15 protein-coding genes and 1 pseudogene are annotated in these 17,228 nt (G+C 41.2%); 10 read left to right on the top strand and 6 right to left on the bottom strand.

The annotated features are described in order from the left end of the window. Nucleotides 1–244: 244 nt before the first annotated feature. Nucleotides 245–1,468, top strand: a complete 1,224-nt coding sequence (locus tag CSV80_RS05100) for an IS110 family RNA-guided transposase (RefSeq protein WP_099671845.1) — start codon at nt 245–247, stop codon at nt 1,466–1,468. Nucleotides 1,469–1,862: 394 nt separating this feature from the next. Here CSV80_RS05100 and CSV80_RS05095 read toward each other — a convergent pair whose 3' ends face one another. Continuing rightward, nucleotides 1,863–3,374 (bottom strand): APC family permease, encoded by a 1,512-nt coding sequence (locus tag CSV80_RS05095; protein WP_099669990.1) that lies wholly within the window; start codon nt 3,372–3,374, stop codon nt 1,863–1,865. A gap of 235 nt (nt 3,375–3,609) precedes the next feature. On the opposite strand from CSV80_RS05095, the gene CSV80_RS05090 reads away from it, so the two are divergent. Genes CSV80_RS05090 through CSV80_RS05080 form a run of 3 tightly spaced genes read left to right on the top strand, consistent with a single transcriptional unit; the run spans nt 3,610 to nt 5,871 of the window. Further along, complete coding sequence (locus CSV80_RS05090) at nt 3,610–4,431, top strand: amino acid ABC transporter substrate-binding protein (protein WP_029053371.1); 822 nt, start codon at nt 3,610–3,612, stop codon at nt 4,429–4,431. Further along, nucleotides 4,421–5,137 (top strand): amino acid ABC transporter permease, encoded by a 717-nt coding sequence (locus CSV80_RS05085; protein ID WP_099634949.1) that lies wholly within the window; start codon nt 4,421–4,423, stop codon nt 5,135–5,137. Before CSV80_RS05090 ends, CSV80_RS05085 begins: the two co-directional genes overlap by 11 nt. Beyond that, entirely contained in the window at nt 5,134–5,871 is a 738-nt protein-coding gene (locus tag CSV80_RS05080) for an amino acid ABC transporter ATP-binding protein (protein WP_029053369.1), read from the top strand. Before CSV80_RS05085 ends, CSV80_RS05080 begins: the two co-directional genes overlap by 4 nt. A gap of 232 nt (nt 5,872–6,103) precedes the next feature. On the opposite strand, the gene CSV80_RS05075 is transcribed toward CSV80_RS05080, so the two are convergent. Further along, nucleotides 6,104–6,418 (bottom strand): MGMT family protein, encoded by a 315-nt coding sequence (locus CSV80_RS05075; protein ID WP_099669989.1) that lies wholly within the window; start codon nt 6,416–6,418, stop codon nt 6,104–6,106. A gap of 123 nt (nt 6,419–6,541) precedes the next feature. Here CSV80_RS05075 and kynU point away from each other — a divergent pair, with 123 nt between their 5' ends. The 4 genes from kynU (at nt 6,542) to CSV80_RS05055 (ending at nt 10,963) form a co-directional block, all read left to right on the top strand. Next, nucleotides 6,542–7,813, top strand: a complete 1,272-nt coding sequence (gene kynU, locus CSV80_RS05070) for a kynureninase (protein ID WP_099669988.1) — start codon at nt 6,542–6,544, stop codon at nt 7,811–7,813. Continuing rightward, entirely contained in the window at nt 7,810–8,442 is a 633-nt protein-coding gene (gene kynB, locus CSV80_RS05065) for an arylformamidase (protein ID WP_099669987.1), read from the top strand. The genes kynU and kynB overlap by 4 nt, the downstream gene beginning before the upstream one ends. Next, nucleotides 8,385–9,257, top strand: coding sequence for a tryptophan 2,3-dioxygenase (gene kynA / locus CSV80_RS05060; protein ID WP_255407636.1), 873 nt, complete (start codon nt 8,385–8,387; stop codon nt 9,255–9,257). Before kynB ends, kynA begins: the two co-directional genes overlap by 58 nt. Nucleotides 9,258–9,322: 65 nt before the next feature. Beyond that, nucleotides 9,323–10,963 (top strand): S-layer homology domain-containing protein, encoded by a 1,641-nt coding sequence (locus CSV80_RS05055; protein ID WP_099669986.1) that lies wholly within the window; start codon nt 9,323–9,325, stop codon nt 10,961–10,963. A gap of 101 nt (nt 10,964–11,064) precedes the next feature. Here the strand turns inward: CSV80_RS05055 and CSV80_RS05050 are convergent, their stop codons facing one another. Then, nucleotides 11,065–12,297: a dicarboxylate/amino acid:cation symporter gene (locus tag CSV80_RS05050; protein WP_233201526.1), complete on the bottom strand. Its 1,233-nt coding sequence runs from the start codon at nt 12,295–12,297 to the stop codon at nt 11,065–11,067. A gap of 185 nt (nt 12,298–12,482) precedes the next feature. On the opposite strand from CSV80_RS05050, the gene CSV80_RS05045 reads away from it, so the two are divergent. Beyond that, nucleotides 12,483–12,902, top strand: coding sequence for a MarR family winged helix-turn-helix transcriptional regulator (locus CSV80_RS05045; RefSeq protein ID WP_099669985.1), 420 nt, complete (start codon nt 12,483–12,485; stop codon nt 12,900–12,902). Between the two features lie 12 nt (nt 12,903–12,914). Further along, a complete protein-coding gene (locus CSV80_RS05040; RefSeq protein WP_099669984.1) occupies nt 12,915–14,105 on the top strand; it encodes an MFS transporter in 1,191 nt (396 codons plus the stop codon). Nucleotides 14,106–14,149: 44 nt separating this feature from the next. Here the strand turns inward: CSV80_RS05040 and CSV80_RS05035 are convergent, their stop codons facing one another. The 3 genes and pseudogenes from CSV80_RS05035 to CSV80_RS05025 all read right to left on the bottom strand — a co-directional run bounded on the left by CSV80_RS05035 (nt 14,150) and on the right by CSV80_RS05025 (nt 17,225). Next, entirely contained in the window at nt 14,150–15,025 is an 876-nt protein-coding gene (locus CSV80_RS05035) for a GGDEF domain-containing protein (protein ID WP_099669983.1), read from the bottom strand. Between the two features lie 71 nt (nt 15,026–15,096). Continuing rightward, nucleotides 15,097–15,908: pseudogene (locus CSV80_RS05030) on the bottom strand (alpha/beta fold hydrolase). A 126-nt stretch (nt 15,909–16,034) separates the two neighbouring features. Next, a complete protein-coding gene (locus tag CSV80_RS05025) occupies nt 16,035–17,225 on the bottom strand; it encodes a coenzyme F420-0:L-glutamate ligase (protein WP_099669982.1) in 1,191 nt (396 codons plus the stop codon). Between the last annotated feature and the right edge of the window lie 3 nt (nt 17,226–17,228).

Genomic DNA, 17,228 nt, shown 5'->3' with positions numbered 1-17,228 from the left:
AAAACATACTAACATTAGTAGCACAAACCAAGGCCATGGTTTGTGCTACTATTTTTTATAGTAGAAGTGAAGAAAAGCCGACCAGCCTCTGGGACCATTTGTGAGTCCGTATATAAAACCGGCTAACTTCACGCCCTTATATGAATCAGTTTAGTATGTTGGGTCCAAAGAGATCGTGTATAAGAAAGTGGAATCGATAAGGTTTGTGAAGGCTTCTATAATTGGTAAAGAAGGAGAAATGAACATGAAACATGTCGTAGCTTTAGATGTGAGTAAAGGAAAAAGTACGATTGCGATTTATGATGGTTATCGCCAATGTGAATTTGAAGGCGAATTACATCATACACGTGCTGAATTTGAACGATTACACGAAAGAATGGCAGAGATCACGAAGGTAGATGGACGGGCGCCAGATATCGTGTTTGAAGCAACCGGCGTTTATTCAAAACCTGTCGAAGCATTTCTAAAAGATTTTGGCTATGCATATTGCCGCATGAATCCACTTGAAGCCAATTTACAGATGGCGAAGATGCGACGGCACAAAACGGATCTTAGCGATGCTCATGAACTTGCGAAAACTCATTTTCAAGTGGAGCGTAAAAATACATATATCCAAGATGATTATTATGAACAGATGCGTGCGATGACACGTTATTACGATGAAGTCGATGAAGAAATGATTTTACTGAAAAGCAGGATGCATTCAATTCTACATCTCAGTTTTCCAGAATTAGAAAAGCTTATTACACCAAGTTCGGCTCTGTTTTTAAATATTGTTCAACTCTATCCGCATCCTGCACTTTTACTGGATCATTCAAAGACGATCATTAAGAATCGTTTAAAAGCTAATACAAGAAAGAACCTTTCGTTGACACGGGCCGAAGCGAAAGCATCCGTTCTATTGGAAGCAGCGCGAAACAGCTATCCAGCCATTAAACCGAATGATATTCGATGCGACCAGGTTCGTGATTACGCGTCCCGAATTGCAGATTTGATGGAGAAGAAAGATACACTGGTGAAACAAATGAAAGAGTTATCAGAAGGCCGAAAAGAATATCTTGTCTACCGCTCGATACCGGGTATAGGCGATTCGACGGCATGCCGATTAATCGGAGAAATTGGAGATATTCGCCGCTTTAAGAATGCGAAACAATTGAACGCCTACGCAGGCATCGATATCATGCGATATCAGTCGGGTAATACACAATATAGAGATCGTATTAATAAAAGAGGAAACAAACATCTGCGGAAGATTTTATATTTTATGATATGCGCTATGCTTATGGCTAAAGGAAAGCCGAATCATTTTGTAGACCATTACTACAAATTAAAAAAGCAACCTCAGAGGAAGCCTCATAAGGTTGCGATCATCGCCTGCATCAATAAGTTTCTGAAAGTGACATTTCAGTTACTGACGCGTGGCATTCTTTACGATTATGAGTCCGCACTACCAGCTCAGAAATCGTAATCACCTACCTAGAACTATACCACAATGACCTTTCGAAAAAAACAAAATCGTCAGGTCTTTTTGGCGTATCTAAAGAGGATGGTTAAGCGGGGTGGGATATCCCACCCCGCTTAACCATCCTAGAAAGTATAAATTAATCTTTTAAAAAGGTTGACTAATCGTAAGAAAGAGGCTGGGACATAACTAATTTAGCTTTGTCCAAAGCCGAATGATAAATACGTTTTTTATTATCTAAATACAGAAAACCGAACTATTGCAGAATGCTGTGTTAGCATCTCTAATAATAGTTCGGCTTTTTGGGTTGCTGAGAACCTTTTGTCCCAGCCTCTTTCTACTGTAAGGAAAGAACCGCCACAAGAAGTGTAAACTTGTGGCGGTCCGTTATTTAGTATGCTTATGAACGAGTAGCTTCTGGAACAGGAAGATCGGTATCGGGTTCTACAGTTGCTGCATCCATCACTTCTGAGTCGATGGATTTCCCTAATATGTAATACTCCGTCTCATCTTGTGTCAGGCTGTTGTAACGCTTGCGGATAACCGTATAGAAGATTACACCAACGATTGTCCAAGTAAGTAATAATAAGTAAGAAGGCGTTGTGAGTGCCGCTGGAGAGTTTGGCACAAGTAGTAATGCCAAGAACGATCCACTAGCCACCATTCCTAGTAATGCCAAAAGCTTTTTCAATGGAGCAATTTCACGTCCTATTTCCTCTTTACCCCACGCTAGTACTTTAAATGCTGCCAGACATGTGAAGAAGTAGGCAACAGATACGCCCATTGAAGACATATCAACGATCCATGTCAATGCTTGGCGACCAAACCATGGTGTCGGCAAAGTAATTAATGCGACGAACCAGATCCCCCATTTAGGTGTTTGGTTTGCCGTCATTTCACGGAAGAAGTTAGGTAATGCACGTGCACGCGCCATAGAGAATAATAGACGACTTGAGGACATGAAGAAACCATTCAAACCAGTGAAGATTCCCATGACAATCGCTACTGCCATAATACCTAGTCCTCCGATTCCTAGTGCGGAACGAACAACTTCGCCTGTTGCCCACAAGTCACCGTTTCCGATGTTAGCCGTTGCAGGATATGTCCAGCTAGTCAGGCCAATCATGATCGCATAGATTACGAAAGATGTGAAAAGAGAAGCTACAATTAACATAGTTGCTTTACGAGGGGAAAAGTTGAATTCTTCTGCAGCTTGCGGCACATTATCGAATCCGACGTATGCCCATGGTGCAATTGCCAATACTACAAGTATAGAAGTAATAATTGACTGATTCCCTTTGAACAATGGCTGCAAATTGGCAAGCGGTTGTTCGGCTCCAGCGAATGTGAAGATACCGAGTACTATGACACCGGCAACAAGCAAGACGCTGAAATAAAATTGAATCTGACCTGAAATACTTGTTCCTGTCGTGTTAATAAATGCGAATGCTAAAATCAGCAAACTAGCAACAATGATTTCAGGTATGTATACGTCCCATCCTGCGACGCTATATAGAAACCCTTGTTTCATAAATCCGGGAGCTAAAAATTTCAGTAATAAAGTGAGTGCAGAAGCATTTAATGCGACGATCGATATATAACCGAGTGACAAGAACCAGCCGCAAATAAACGCCCATACTTTCCCTGCCGCCACAAAAGCGTATGTAAATCCGCCCCCGGAAACCGGAAACTTCTTGATCATTACACCATAACTGGAGGCGATGATCATCATCACGAGTGCGCCAATTCCTAATCCAATGACTGCGCCTAGTGGTCCGGAAGATTGAATCCAATCCCCTGGTAAGATGAACGCTCCCCAACCAACAGATGAGCCGAGTGCGATAGCAAACACCCATGATGGCTTTAATGTTTTATTTAATTTCCTTCGTGCATTCTCAGATTCTTGATCCATGTGATCCAACCCCTAAGTTAGTAGTATAGCGATTGTATGCCCCTTCTTTAGGGAATTAAAACGTGTTAGGCATCAAATTATTATTTTACTATCGTAAGACAGAAGTATTTAGTTTTACCAACGAATTCTGTATAGTGTAATAACGTATGATGCAAGCTTTACATGTTGACAGAGTCTACTCAATCTTTTATGATTCTAAACAACAAATACTTATAAGAATAGTGGGGTTTTATAGATGAAGAAAGTACTTCTACCATTTATGATCGTTTTATTGGCTGCTGTTTTGGTAGCATGTGGTGGTAAAGAAGAAAGTAAGCCCAATGACTCCGCTGAAAAACCGGCAGAGCAAGACGGTCTGCTAGAAGAAGTTCTCGCAAACGGTGTGCTCAATGTAGGAACGGAAGGAACATACGCACCTTTCTCTTTTCACGATGAATCTGGAAAGCTCACAGGCTATGATGTGGAAGTTACACAAGAAGTTGCGAAACGTTTAGGCGTGGAAGCAAAGTTTTTTGAAACACAGTGGGATGCTGTTTTTGCAGGGTTAGATGCGAAACGATTTGACATGATTGCCAATCAAGTCGGTGTAAATGAAGAGCGCAAAGCAAAGTATGAATTCTCTCAAGCCTATACGCACTCGAACTCTGTCTTAGTCGTTCGTGAAGACGCGGATATTGCGTTTGATGGAATGGAAGGAAAGAAAGCTGCGCAGACATTGACAAGTAACTATGGCGAACTAGCAAAAGCTAATGGTGCGGAAATCATAAAAATCGACGGATTCAACCAAGGAGTCGACTTAGTCGTTTCAAAACGAGTAGATGGCACGTATAACGATAAACTTTCTGCACTTGATTACTTAAAACAAAAACCTGATGCGCCGATTAAAGTTGTTGAGGAAGAAGAAATCTCTGAAGAGAATCAATCAGAGAGCGCCTTTTTATTCAGACAAGGCAATGAAGACTTAATAGAAGAAGTAAACAAAGCGTTGGATGCGATGCGTGAAGATGGTACATTGAAGACGATCTCCGAAAAATGGTTCGGCGAAGATGTATCTTAATACGATTGCACTAAGTCCCGAACGTATACAGAGATTCCAAGAAATCGCATCAACATCCATCGGGCCATTGATTGAAGGGGCTATTAAGTATACCATCCCCTTGGCAATCATCGCATTTAGTATTGGATTGATCATTGCAATCTTTACGGCATTAGCGAGAATTTCATCTAATAAATTATTGCGAGCAATAGCGCGAGTGTATGTATCAATCATCCGAGGAACGCCTTTGCTTGTACAATTATTTATCATATTCTACGGTTTGCCGACAATTGGTATCACCATTGATCCCTTCCCGTCGGCCATCATAGGCTTTTCATTGAATGTCGGTGCCTATGCCTCGGAAATCATTCGAGCAGCTATACTGTCCATTCCTAAAGGACAGTGGGAAGCAGCATATTCTATCGGTATGAATTACTCGCAGGCATTGCGGAAGATTGTTTTGCCGCAAGCCGCTAGAGTTTCCGTACCACCGCTTTCGAATTCCTTTATTGGACTGGTGAAAGATACGTCGCTTGCAGCTACTATTTTAGTAGCTGAGACATTTAGGAGGGCGCAAGAAATTGCCTCTATGAACTATGAATTTTTATTCGTCTATATCATGGCGGCTCTAGTATATTGGGTAATTTGTTTCATCTTGTCGATCATCCAAGGTAGAATTGAAATACGCCTGGATCGAGTTGTCGGTAAGTCAGGGGGATTATCATGATTTCTATACAAGGATTGAAAAAGTCTTTCGGATCGCAAGAAGTAATAAAAAATGTAGACTTGGAAATCGAGCAGGGAAAAGTGGTCGTGATTATCGGTCCTTCAGGTTCTGGTAAATCTACGTTGTTACGTTGTCTGAATGTGCTCGAAACACCGAATGGTGGCGTGCTGTCTATAGATGGACAGAAGCTAGACTTTAATACATCGGTCTCGAAGAAATCTATCAGTGCATTTCGTCGTTTGACAGGAATGGTATTTCAGAGCTATAACCTGTTTCCGCACCTGACAACGACAGGTAATGTGACGGAAGGACTCACTACAGTCAAAGGGCTATCGCATAAAGAAGCCGTGAAGAAGGCTGAACTGCTACTAGATAAAGTAGGATTGGCTGATCATAAGGACAAGCATCCCTTCCAGCTTTCAGGCGGTCAGCAACAGCGTGTTGCAATTGCACGAGCACTTGCGATGGATCCGAAAGTCATGTTGTTTGATGAGCCGACATCCGCTCTCGACCCTGAACTTGTCGGTGAAGTACTTCGAGTCATGAAGGACCTAGCACATGAAGGGATGACGATGGCTGTCGTAACACATGAAATGAGGTTCGCTAAGGAAGTGGCCGATGAGGTAATCTTTATAGATGATGGTGTCATTGTAGAACGCGGTGCACCAGCTGAGATCTTCAACCATCCAAAGCATGAGCGAACTAAGAAGTTTTTGAGTTTATTACAAGTATAGATAGACAAAACGCTTGGCACATAAGATGCCAAGCGTTTTTCTATGTTGATATAAGTGGAAATCAGCTTATTCGCTCATTAATTCGTATAAGTGATCATAGTTCGTGCTTCACCGCTCAATGCAACCTCACAACCGCTCTATCAATCTCGGTGAGCGCTCAATCAGCTTGCTCAAGCGCTCATAGTTCGTGCATAACCGCTCAATCTCAATAACCTTAACTACATACTCCCATTCAGTCCGGATGCCAACGATATGTATCGAGTGAGACACGGCCGTTTGCGTTGAATTGAACACCTTCCGCGAGCAATCGCTCACGTTGTGTCTCGCCTTTTCCTTCTGCGTTTTCCGGAGTCGAGATTCCACCTTGTGCATTGATGATACGATGCCAAGGCAATTCATATTTAGCACTCATCGAATGTAAAATACGTGAAATTTGTCTTGCACCTCGAGGATTTCCTGCTTCCGCAGCTACTTGCCCATAGGTCATCACTCGACCTGGAGGAATAGCTAGAATGATTGCCACGGCTTGTTCTGTAAATTTTTCCATAGTGATGCAACCTCCTTTTTTGTAAAGTCTAGCATAGATTATCGATACGTGTTATGCCATTATTCAGACGATATTGAATGCCAATATGGTATTATTTATGTACAGATAGAAAGGAGAATGTATATGAGCTCCAATACACTAGAGTTTGCAAAAGTACTAGATCAGCAAGATTCATTTGCGCCTTACAGAGAGGAATTTTATTTACCGCTAGAGAAAATCTATATGGATGGAAATTCACTTGGATTATTATCGAAGCGTGCAGAAGCGAAGTTATTCGAACTGGTAGATACATGGAAAGCACTTGCAATCGATGGCTGGACAGAAGGAATGCATCCGTGGTATTACATGGCAGAACAAATAGGGGATAGAATGGCACCATTAGTTGGCGGGAAGAAATCTGAAGTGATTGCAACAGGTTCTACTACGACCAATTTACATCAAATGGTTTCCACATTTTATCGACCTTCGGGAAAACGAACGAAAATACTAGCGGATGAATTGAATTTCCCGTCAGATATATATGCGTTGCAAAGTCAGATTCGTGTACAGGGGCTTGATCCGGAAGAGCATCTGATGCGTGTGAAAAGTGAAGATGGACTTACGCTTGATGAAAAGCGAATCATTGAGGCAATGACGGAAGACGTCGCGTTAATTGTACTGCCTTCAGTTCTATATCGCAGTGGTCAGGTGCTAAACATGAAAACGCTTACGCAAGCCGCGAAAGAAAGAGATATCATAATTGGATTCGATTTATCGCATTCGGTTGGATCCGTACCACATGCACTTCATGAATGGGACGTAGATTTCGCTTTTTGGTGTACATATAAACACTTGAATGGCGGACCTGGATCCGTTGGTGGTTTATTCGTCAATGAACGACATTTCGGTAAAAAGGCAGGTCTTGCAGGATGGTTTGGCTCTGATAAGACCAAGCAATTTGATATGAATCATACGATGACAGCTGCAACAGATGCAGGCGCATACCAAATCGGCACGCCGCATATATTGAGCCTGGCTCCGCTACTCGGTTCACTCGAAATGTTCGAGGAACTTGGAATGGAGAGAATCCGTGAGAAGTCATTGAAACTCACAAGCTTTATGTTGAGCTGTATAGAGAATGAATTGGGTGAGTATTCATTTGGTATCGGGAACCCGCTGGACGATTCACGTGGGGGCCACTTATTACTGCAACACAAGGAAGCCGCAAGAATATGTCAAGCATTGAAAGCACAAGGTGTCGTTCCGGACTTCCGTGCGCCTGACGGTATTCGGTTAGCACCTGTTGCACTGTATAATTCATTCGAAGACGTCTGGCAAACGGTACAAATTCTCAAAAAGATTATGCAAGAAGATGTTTATAAACAATTTTCGAATGAACGCGGGGTGGTAGCATGACGAATCAATGGATCGATATTACACAACCATTGAATCAGCGTATTGCGGAGTGGCCTGGGGATACACCGTTTGCCTATGAAGTAGCTGTATCGAAAGAGCAGTCCGGTTCCGTAAACATAGGTAAATTAACGATGAGTACGCATATCGGCACACATACGGATGCCCCTTTTCATTATGATGATGGTGGATTAAAAATCTTAGATTTACCAGTGGATTTGTATATAGGCAAAGCTTGTTTAGTAGACGTGACAGGAGTTAGCTGTGTGACACGGGCAGATTTGGAGCCATTTGATTTTGACGGTGCAGAACGACTTTTAGTGAAAACGGGAAGTCACCCAACTCCAACGAAATTTCCTGAGAACTTCACTGTCATTGGGGAAGATGTCGGGCCACTGTTGAAGGAGCGAGGTGTACGTCTAATCGGCGTAGATACACCATCCGTTGATTCGGAGACTAGCAAAGATCTACTTGGTCATCATTCGTTATATCGCAATGATGTGATTATCATCGAGAATTTAGTATTACATTCATTGGAAGTGGGGAATTATGAGTTGATTGCATTGCCTTTAGCATTGGAAGATGCGGATGGAAGTCCTGTCCGTGCAGTCGTCAGGAGGTTACAGTCTTGAAGGAAAAAGGGATTCATACCGATTTTAGGGATTCGATGACGTACAGCGAGTATTTGCATTTAGATCAGGTATTATCGAGCCAGAAGCGTCTATCGGGACATCATGACGAAATGCTTTTTATCATTATTCATCAAGTAAATGAACTATGGATGAAGCTGATTTTACATGAGCTAGAGACAGCAATCGAGTCGATTCAACAAGATGAGTTGCCGGAAGCATTCAAAATGCTTGCTCGAGTATCAAAAGTTCAGACTCAGATTATTCAGGCATGGGATGTCTTGGCTACATTGACGCCTGCCGAATACATGGAGTTTCGCGATAGTTTAGGAAAGGCTTCAGGATTCCAATCCTATCAAAATCGTTTGATTGAGTTTGCTTTAGGTTATAAACAACCACAAATTATTAAAATCTATGAAAAGGATAACGAGCTGTCAAAGAGATTGGCGAAAGCGTATGAGGCACCGGGAATTTATGATGTAGCCATTCAAGCTTTGGCACGTGCAGGTTTTGATATCAAGGCAGACTTACTCACACGTGATTTTTCAATTACTTATAAAGGAGATCCGAGTGTAGCGGCTGCATGGCTTGAAGTGTATCGGGATGTAGATCGATATTGGGATTTATATCAATTAGCGGAAAAGCTAGTCGATATCGAAGACAGTCATCAGCAATGGCGCTTTAGGCATATGAAAACAGTGGAGCGCATTATCGGCTTTAAGCAAGGCACAGGTGGCTCATCGGGTGTTCACTATCTAAAATCTGTACTTGATCATCGCTTCTTTCCAGAACTCTGGGATGTCCGAACTAAAATTTGACAAACTGGCAAGCTACCAACTATCATTAAATTTACAATAATCTGAAAAGAGAGGTGGTATGTATAATGACCAAGAAGTCGATGAGCTATGTTGTGATGGCATTTGCCTTAGTATTGCAAATTGCAGTCATGCCGTTACAAGCGTCTGCTGCAGATCCTGAAAAAGCACCTACGTGGATATCTCCTATTAATTATTTAGCGCTAGGGGATTCGTTAGCAGCTGGTGTCACACCAAATAACGAACTCGGTAAAGGCTATACAGACTTTTTAGCGGAGGAACTGGCTAAAAGTGAAGTATTGCAGGCCAGCAATAAAGGATTTTCATACCCAGGCTATAAAACGGATGATGTCTTGAGGGATTTTGAGATGGACGTCACGAAGCCGATCGTAGGGATCGGACATTCCGACAAAACAGCTACTCTTCATCAATCTGTGAAAGAAGCACATCTCATTACGTTAACAATCGGTGCAAATGACGTATTGCCAAAGTTTACGTTTGATGACAAAGGTACACCGCAATTCAACTCGGAAGAATTACAGGCGGCTATTATGAAAGTCGGGATGAATACGCAAAAAATATTGGCTAAAATATATCAACTGAATCCGAATGCACAAGTATATGTGATGGGCTATTACAATCCATTCCCTTACTTGAGTCCACAGAATCAACCATTAGTAAATCAGCTTGTCGTAACGTTGAATGATGCGATTAAAAAAGGTATAACAGGCACTACGGCACAGTTTGTAGACACATCAAAGCAAATCGCTGAAGATCCTTATACGTACTTGCCTAATCCTGAAAATATTCATTTAAGTCAAGCGGGCTATAAAGTAGTTATGGAGGCTTTCCAAAAATCATTGATGGAGAACTATTCATGGTTTGCAAAAGATGCACTTACTGTCACAGCCAAAGATTCGACTACAGTAGAACTCAACTGGAAACCGGTCATTGATACGGGAATGGTCTCCATGTATCAAGTCTATACTGGTGATAAAATGGTAGGCGAAGTGATGTCACCTGTCTTATCATATGAAATTACAGATCTCGAGCCGAATAAAGAGTATCATTTCTCTGTTCACGCCGTTAATCAGAATGGCAAAAAGAGCATGCAGCACTTGAATACTAAATACACAATAGATCAAGAGCCGGTTGAACCAACAGTGATGTTTACAGATATCACAAATCATTGGGCTAAAGATGTAATTGAAGTGGCAGCAATGAAAGGTATTGTTAGTGGCTATGCAGATCACACTTTCCGACCGGACACATCACTCACACGTGCACAAGCTATGTCAATCATTGTTCGCGCGCTGGATTTAAAATCTAAAAGCACAAAATCGGCATTTACTGATTTAGCAGACTACGCGGACAGCACGAAGAGGGATATACAAGCCGCTTATGACCATGGTTTAGTAAGTGGAGTGAATGGTCACTTCATGCCAAACAAGCCTATCACTCGTGCGCAGTTAGCATTAGTATTGAGTCGAACGTATGAAATAGCAACTGGAAAGCCATTCACGCCAACAGTAGCAGCACCGTTTACAGATATTAAGAAGTTCTCAAAAGACACGCAGTGGGCAATAGCGGGTCTTTACCAAATGAATATTGCAACAGGGGACAATGGCAAGTTCATGCCAAACGATTCCACAACACGAGCACATGCTGCAAAGATGATCGTGCATTCAATGGAAGCCATTGCACAATAATAAAGTAAATATCAAAAGGCAAGCCTCACATTGAGGCTTGCCTTTTGATGTTGTTCGATTGTAGATAACGATACTAGTTAAACGTTGATCAACAGTGTGGTTTATGCAAATTTCTTACGTGGCGTTTTCTTATCCACCACAGCAGCACCCACAATATCCCCCATGACATTGGAAGCGGTACCCGCCATACCAATTAATGCATCAACTCCGGCGATCAGAGCGACAATCTCCAGCGGTAATCCGAACATAGTAAGTACTGCAGATAGCGTAACCAATCCGGCAGCAGGAACACCAGCTGTTCCAATAGAAAGTAAGGTTCCAATTGCGATGATGACGATAAAATCTACAGCGGATAAGTTCAAGTTCGTGATATTCGCTGCGAAGACCAGGGAAATACCCATGCGCAATGCGCCGCCATCGGAATTGAAGACTGCGCCGAGTGGTAAAGCGAAGTTCGCTGTATTCTCAGAGACACCCGCTTTTTTAGCAGAATCAATTGCAATGGGCAACGTAGCAATACTACTAGAAGTGAAGAATGCAGTTGTATAGGCATCTTTTGTATTACGATAAAAAGGTAATACTGGATTACCAAAAAATTTCAAGAATCCGCTATAGACAAATAACCAGAGAATTAAAACGCCAAGATAGAATACACCGACGAATGATAGTAATCCAAGTAATGTTTCCCATCCTTGCTCACCAAAAGCAGTGGCACTGATTGCGAAAACACCAATGGGTGCATATAATAACACGCCTTCAAGAATTTTATAGAACATCGTATTTAATGCGTTAAAGAAACGATCAAGAAAATCGCCCATTTCAACGAGTTTCGTATCTTTGGAAAATTTCATGGAAGACATGGCCATGCCGATGATGATTGCGACGAATAGAATGGCCATCAGATCACCAGATGTGAAAGCTTCGAAGATATTCTTTGGTACAATTTGTAATAAAATTTCTGAAAATCCAGGTGCATGTGGAGGTTCCACTACTGCGTCAGTAGGTAAAGTTAAATGTCTACCTGGCTTGAGCCACATGGCCAATGAGAGTCCGATTAAAACGGCGGCCGCTGTAGTTGCCGTATAATAGAGAATTAACTTACCACCCATTTTCCCAAGTTGGGCTAAGTTCATTTGATTAACAGCTAATACAACTGTCAGGAAGATGACAGGAATGGCGATCAGGCTGAGCAAATTTAATAATAATGTTCCAAATGGTTTCAGGAAAGTAGTGTATTCGTTAAAAAAGATTCCAAGTAAGGTGCCCGCAATAAATCCAATCGTAATTTTAGCGACAAAAGGTGTGTTCTTATACTTATTCCAAATGGGTATCACTCTCCTGTTCGTTACTTATTCCCGCATCTAGTGAACTACAGTGAGAGAATATTATTTCATCATATCATATCTGTACAAATAGATTGCGTTAAGTACCTTGCTATTGCTTTACTTTCCATAAAAAAAGATTTAAAATAAAATAAATGGTTAGCCAGACTAACTAAAAAATAAGGGGTGTAAATTTTATGGAGCAAACACAACAGTTTTTTCCGGAATATGTTCAACTCTACCGTCCATTGTTAAATCGATTAAATAATTTGTTGGCACCGTATCAATTATTTCACTCACAATGGGGAATACTAAAGTTGTTATGGTTAGATGGTGAAATGACATTAGCAGAAATTGCTATACGTAGACAAGTGGAAAAGCCCAGTGTCACTAAAATTATCCAGCGTCTATTGGAAATGGGTTTAGTCAGCATTCGGCCAGGAACAGATCGCAGGGAGAAATGGATAGGATTGACCGAACAAGGAAAAGCTACAGTAGTAAATGTTATGGCTGACTTGGAAGTATTTTATGACAATTTACTTGAAGGTGCTACAGTGGAAGATCTAGAAGCAGGAATTCGTGTGTTAAAACTAGCAAATAAAAATCTTCATAAATGAGAGAGTGGTTGAATGAATAATAAAAAAATCTGGACAAAGGACTTTATTGTTACATCAGTCATTAACTTCTTTTTAATGTTAGTCATGTATTTACTTATAGTTACGATTGCGCCTTACGCAGTGAAGGAGTATGGCGTATCAACAAGTGTTGCAGGTCTTGTGTCAGGTATTTTCATCATTGGAACATTGATTGCACGCCTTGCTGTAGGTGGGTTAATAGAAAAAGTCGGCAGCCGAAATATCCTATTGATTGGATTATTGGTCACTGTATTGGCATCCGTCTTTTATTTTGGCGCAGTAAACTTACCGTTATTAATGGCGAACCGATTCTTCCATGGTGTTGGACTAGGCATTTCTTCTACCGCGACAGGTACAATGGTAGCTCAAATGCTTCCACCTTCACGTAGAGGTGAAGGCATTGGGTATTTCAGTTTAAGTACAGTTCTTGCTACAGCGATTGGACCATTTTTCGGTATTTTCTTAAGTCAGCACTATCATTTCAATATACTCTTTATGTTTTGTCTGGTACTCAGTATTAGTTGTGCGGCGATGTTCTTTTTCGTTGAGAGAAAGCCAACAGTCCTGCCTAAAAAGAATGTACAGACGACAACAAAGAAATTGGGAGTTCACGGATTATTAGAAGTGCGGGCATTACCGATTGCGTTTGTGACGTTGTTAGCAGCTATCGCTTATTCTGGTGTGCTATCATTCATTTCGTTCTATGCTGAGGAAATCAACTTGGTAAGTGCAGCCAGCTTCTTCTTTTTAGTATACGCCATTGCTGTACTGTTCTCGAGACCATATACCGGTAAATTATTGGATGTAAAGGGTAATAAGTTTGTTGTTTATCCTTCGTTGTTATTATTTGCAGGTGGATTATTATTGTTAAGTGGGGCAAATGCAGGTTGGATGCTACTTCTTGCGGGCGGTGTTCTTGGGCTCGGGTTTGGTAACTTCCAATCATCTGCACAAGCGATTGCGTTGCAAGGTGTGAAACCTGAGCGTTTAGGTGTTGCTACGTCAACGTTCTTTATTTTCTTAGACTTTGGTTTTGGCTTTGGCCCGTATGTACTCGGGTTACTTGTACCGATCATCGGCTATCAGCATCTGTATTTGGTTCTTATGGCTATAGTGCTGATCGCGCTCGGTATTTTCATGTTATTCAGTCGGACGCGCCAACTTCTTATTGTAGAACAAGATTGATAAACTATGCAAAAAGACACTACCGTTCTGTATGTAGTGTCTTTTCATATGCGTGTTAAACAATTTCGACCATTACGTTTAGAAGTATATTGAGCATCATCAGCTCTGCCATAAATCTGGCTCGATTGATCGCCTTTGCGGAAACTCGTGATTCCCATACTGACGGTTATCCCGATGCTATTCCATTCAGACTTTTCTATATAGCATCGAAGTTCTTCTGCTCTTTCACAGTTCTTTTGATGATTAGGGTCATCAAATAGTACCGCAAATTCTTCTCCGCCAATCCGTGCTACTAGGTGTGGAGAGTAAATTTTGTACTCCAACTTGCGAGCTACTTCTCTCAACACATCATCACCTACTAAATGGCCATGTGTGTCATTCACAGTTTTAAAATGGTCGATATCAAACATTAATAAAGAGAATGAACGCGTCATAAAGAGTTCTGCACGATTGATCGCAGCATCTAAATTTCTCCGGAATACACGACGATTATAGAGTCCTGTCAATTCATTCCGTGTAGCTAACTCTTGAAGTTCTCCATTCAAATCCTGAAGTTGCTGTTGCTTGTATTCGACTACTTCAAGCAATCCGAGTAATTTATTGTACGCTTCATCCGTCTGTTGTTGAATTTTCTCTGCTTCTTTTTTTGATTTTAGTAACTGGTTCTCATATTCATCACGTACTGTAATCGGAACTACAATACCTTCATATAATCCATTGCGTTTACTGACATTCATCAATACAGGGAGGGTACGATTAACTAATTTAAAGTTTAAATACATTTCCCGTATTTCTTGGTGCATAGAAATAGACGGCACGAAGTAGGTTTGGAAATAAACTTTAGATGGGACTGTTAGTACGTCATGCATATGTCGCGGCATTTTGTCTAGACGTAATATCTCTCGCATCGTCTGATTCATTTCAACAAACTCCCATTCACTTGTTAAGACGAATATCCGCAAGGCAATAAGTCCATCTGCTCATCCATGATTTATACGCTCCTGTCCTCTTCGATAAAACGTGTAATCTCATCAATTGTTTCTGTAGGATGACTGATATGTGGATTATGTCCTTTTGCTTTCATGATGACCAGTTCACTGTCCGAAATGTGCTCCTTTATATAGTGTCCTACTTCCATAGGTACGATAGAGTCTTCGGTTGGTTATAAAATAAGTGTTCTTGTGGGAACCTTAGGTAATTCCTCACGAACATCTGACATGAATGTTGCTTCTGCAAAGCGACGTGCGATGCCAGGATCATTCGTACATAGCATAGACTCGAACTCTTCAGAGAGATATGGCCGATCTTCATTTTTCATCGCAATGGGTGCTAAGTATTTCGTGAACTCTTTATAGTTCATCTCCATCATATCGAGTAATTCATCAATATCTTCACGTTCAAATCCACCATGGTAATCGGTTTCATTCAAGTAATGGGGGGAAGGGCCGATCATAATTAGCTTTTCCATTAAGTCAGGTCTTTGGATAGAAGCGAGCACACCAATCATTCCACTTACTGAGTGACCAACATAGATAATATCTTTTAGTTCTAGGGCATCACATACCTCGATTACGTCTTGTGCATAGCCAGGCAATGATGCATAGCGCTCTGCTGAGTAGGCTGTCTTATCACTTTGACCAGAGCCTACGTAATCAAATGTCACAATCCGATACTGTTTTTCGAATGCGGGAACGAATGATTCCATACCGTTTGATCACAGCCAAAACCGTGTGCAAAAACTATGGTTTGTTCACCAGAACCTGTTATATGTACAGCGTTTCTTCTTTTAATATCTATTGTCATAAACTCAATTCTCTTCTTCTGAACACCACGTAAATTATTACCATTGTAGCATAGGAAAAAGATCCGTTTATAATACTTGGGCGATAAAGAAAAAACACCTGTGAGTATTCTCACAGGTGTAACATCTTAGTTTGTGAAGTTATCGAAATATCCTTGAATAAAGACAATAGGTGTACCTTTGTCACCACTACCTGAAGTCAGGTCGGATAACGAACCGATTAAATCCGTTAGCTTACGAGGAGTTGTTCCTTGTGAAGCCATGGATCCCATTAAATTAGTATCTTTATTCTCAATAAAATTAGAAACAGCATTCTTTAATTCCTCTCCGCGCAATTCAGAGAAATCATTATCAGCTAAGTATTTTAGCTTTACTTCATTTGGAATGCCGTCAAGTCCATCTGTATAAGCGGGGGATACGACTGGATCGGCCAGTTCCCAAATCTTACCTACAGGGTCTTTGAACGCGCCATCTCCGTAGATCATTACTTCTAAATCTTTGCCTGTTTCTTTTTTTAACATGGCCTGAATGTTATCTACTATAGGCTGACAGCTATGAGGAAACAGCTTGATACTGTCTTCTTGTGCTTTGTTTGCGCCAAGTAAGCCGAACTGTTCGTTGTAGCCACTGCCATCGATAGAAGTTGCCAAGATATCATCCAAACCATAAATCTTTTCGGCACCGTTTGCTTCCAGAATACGCTTTGTTCTGAAACGTGTATGGATATCGCAAGTCAGTACAGTTTTCGTATAATCTAAAATCGTTTTCGCATTATTGGAGAAAATGACCTCATGCTCTACATCGAACTCGTCCATCAATGATTTATAGTATTCAATATAGTCAACGCCTGTGAATGGGTGTTTGTTCTCACCGAAGTGTTCGCGGAACTCAGCTTCAGTCAATACATCAGTCCAAGGGTTAACTCCCTTTTCATCTAGACGATCCAGTTCAACTAAGTGGTTACCGACTTCATCGGAAGGATAGCTAAGCATTAAAACGATTTTCTTCGCACCTTTTGCGACACCGCGTAAGCAGTTTCCAAAACGGTTACGACTAAGAATAGGGAAAATGACACCGATTGTATCATCACCGAATTTCGCTTCGATATCTTTTGCGATATCATCGATTGTTGCATAATTTCCTTGTGCACGCGCTACAATTGATTCCGTGATGGATACGATATCTTTATCTTGAAACGTAATATTCTCTTTTTCTGAAGCTTCTAATACACTATCCACTACGATTTGATCAATATTGTCACCTTCATTTATAATCGGGCAACGTAATCCTCTAACAACCGTTCCTACAACTCTTCCCAAAAC

Origin of the sequence: Sporosarcina sp. P12(2017) (assembly GCF_002743035.1) — a bacterium.
Taxonomy (GTDB): Bacteria; Bacillota; Bacilli; order Bacillales_A; family Planococcaceae; genus Sporosarcina; species Sporosarcina ureae.
The sequence above is the reverse complement of the archived record's forward strand: the minus strand, read 5'-3'. Positions and strand labels throughout refer to the sequence as shown.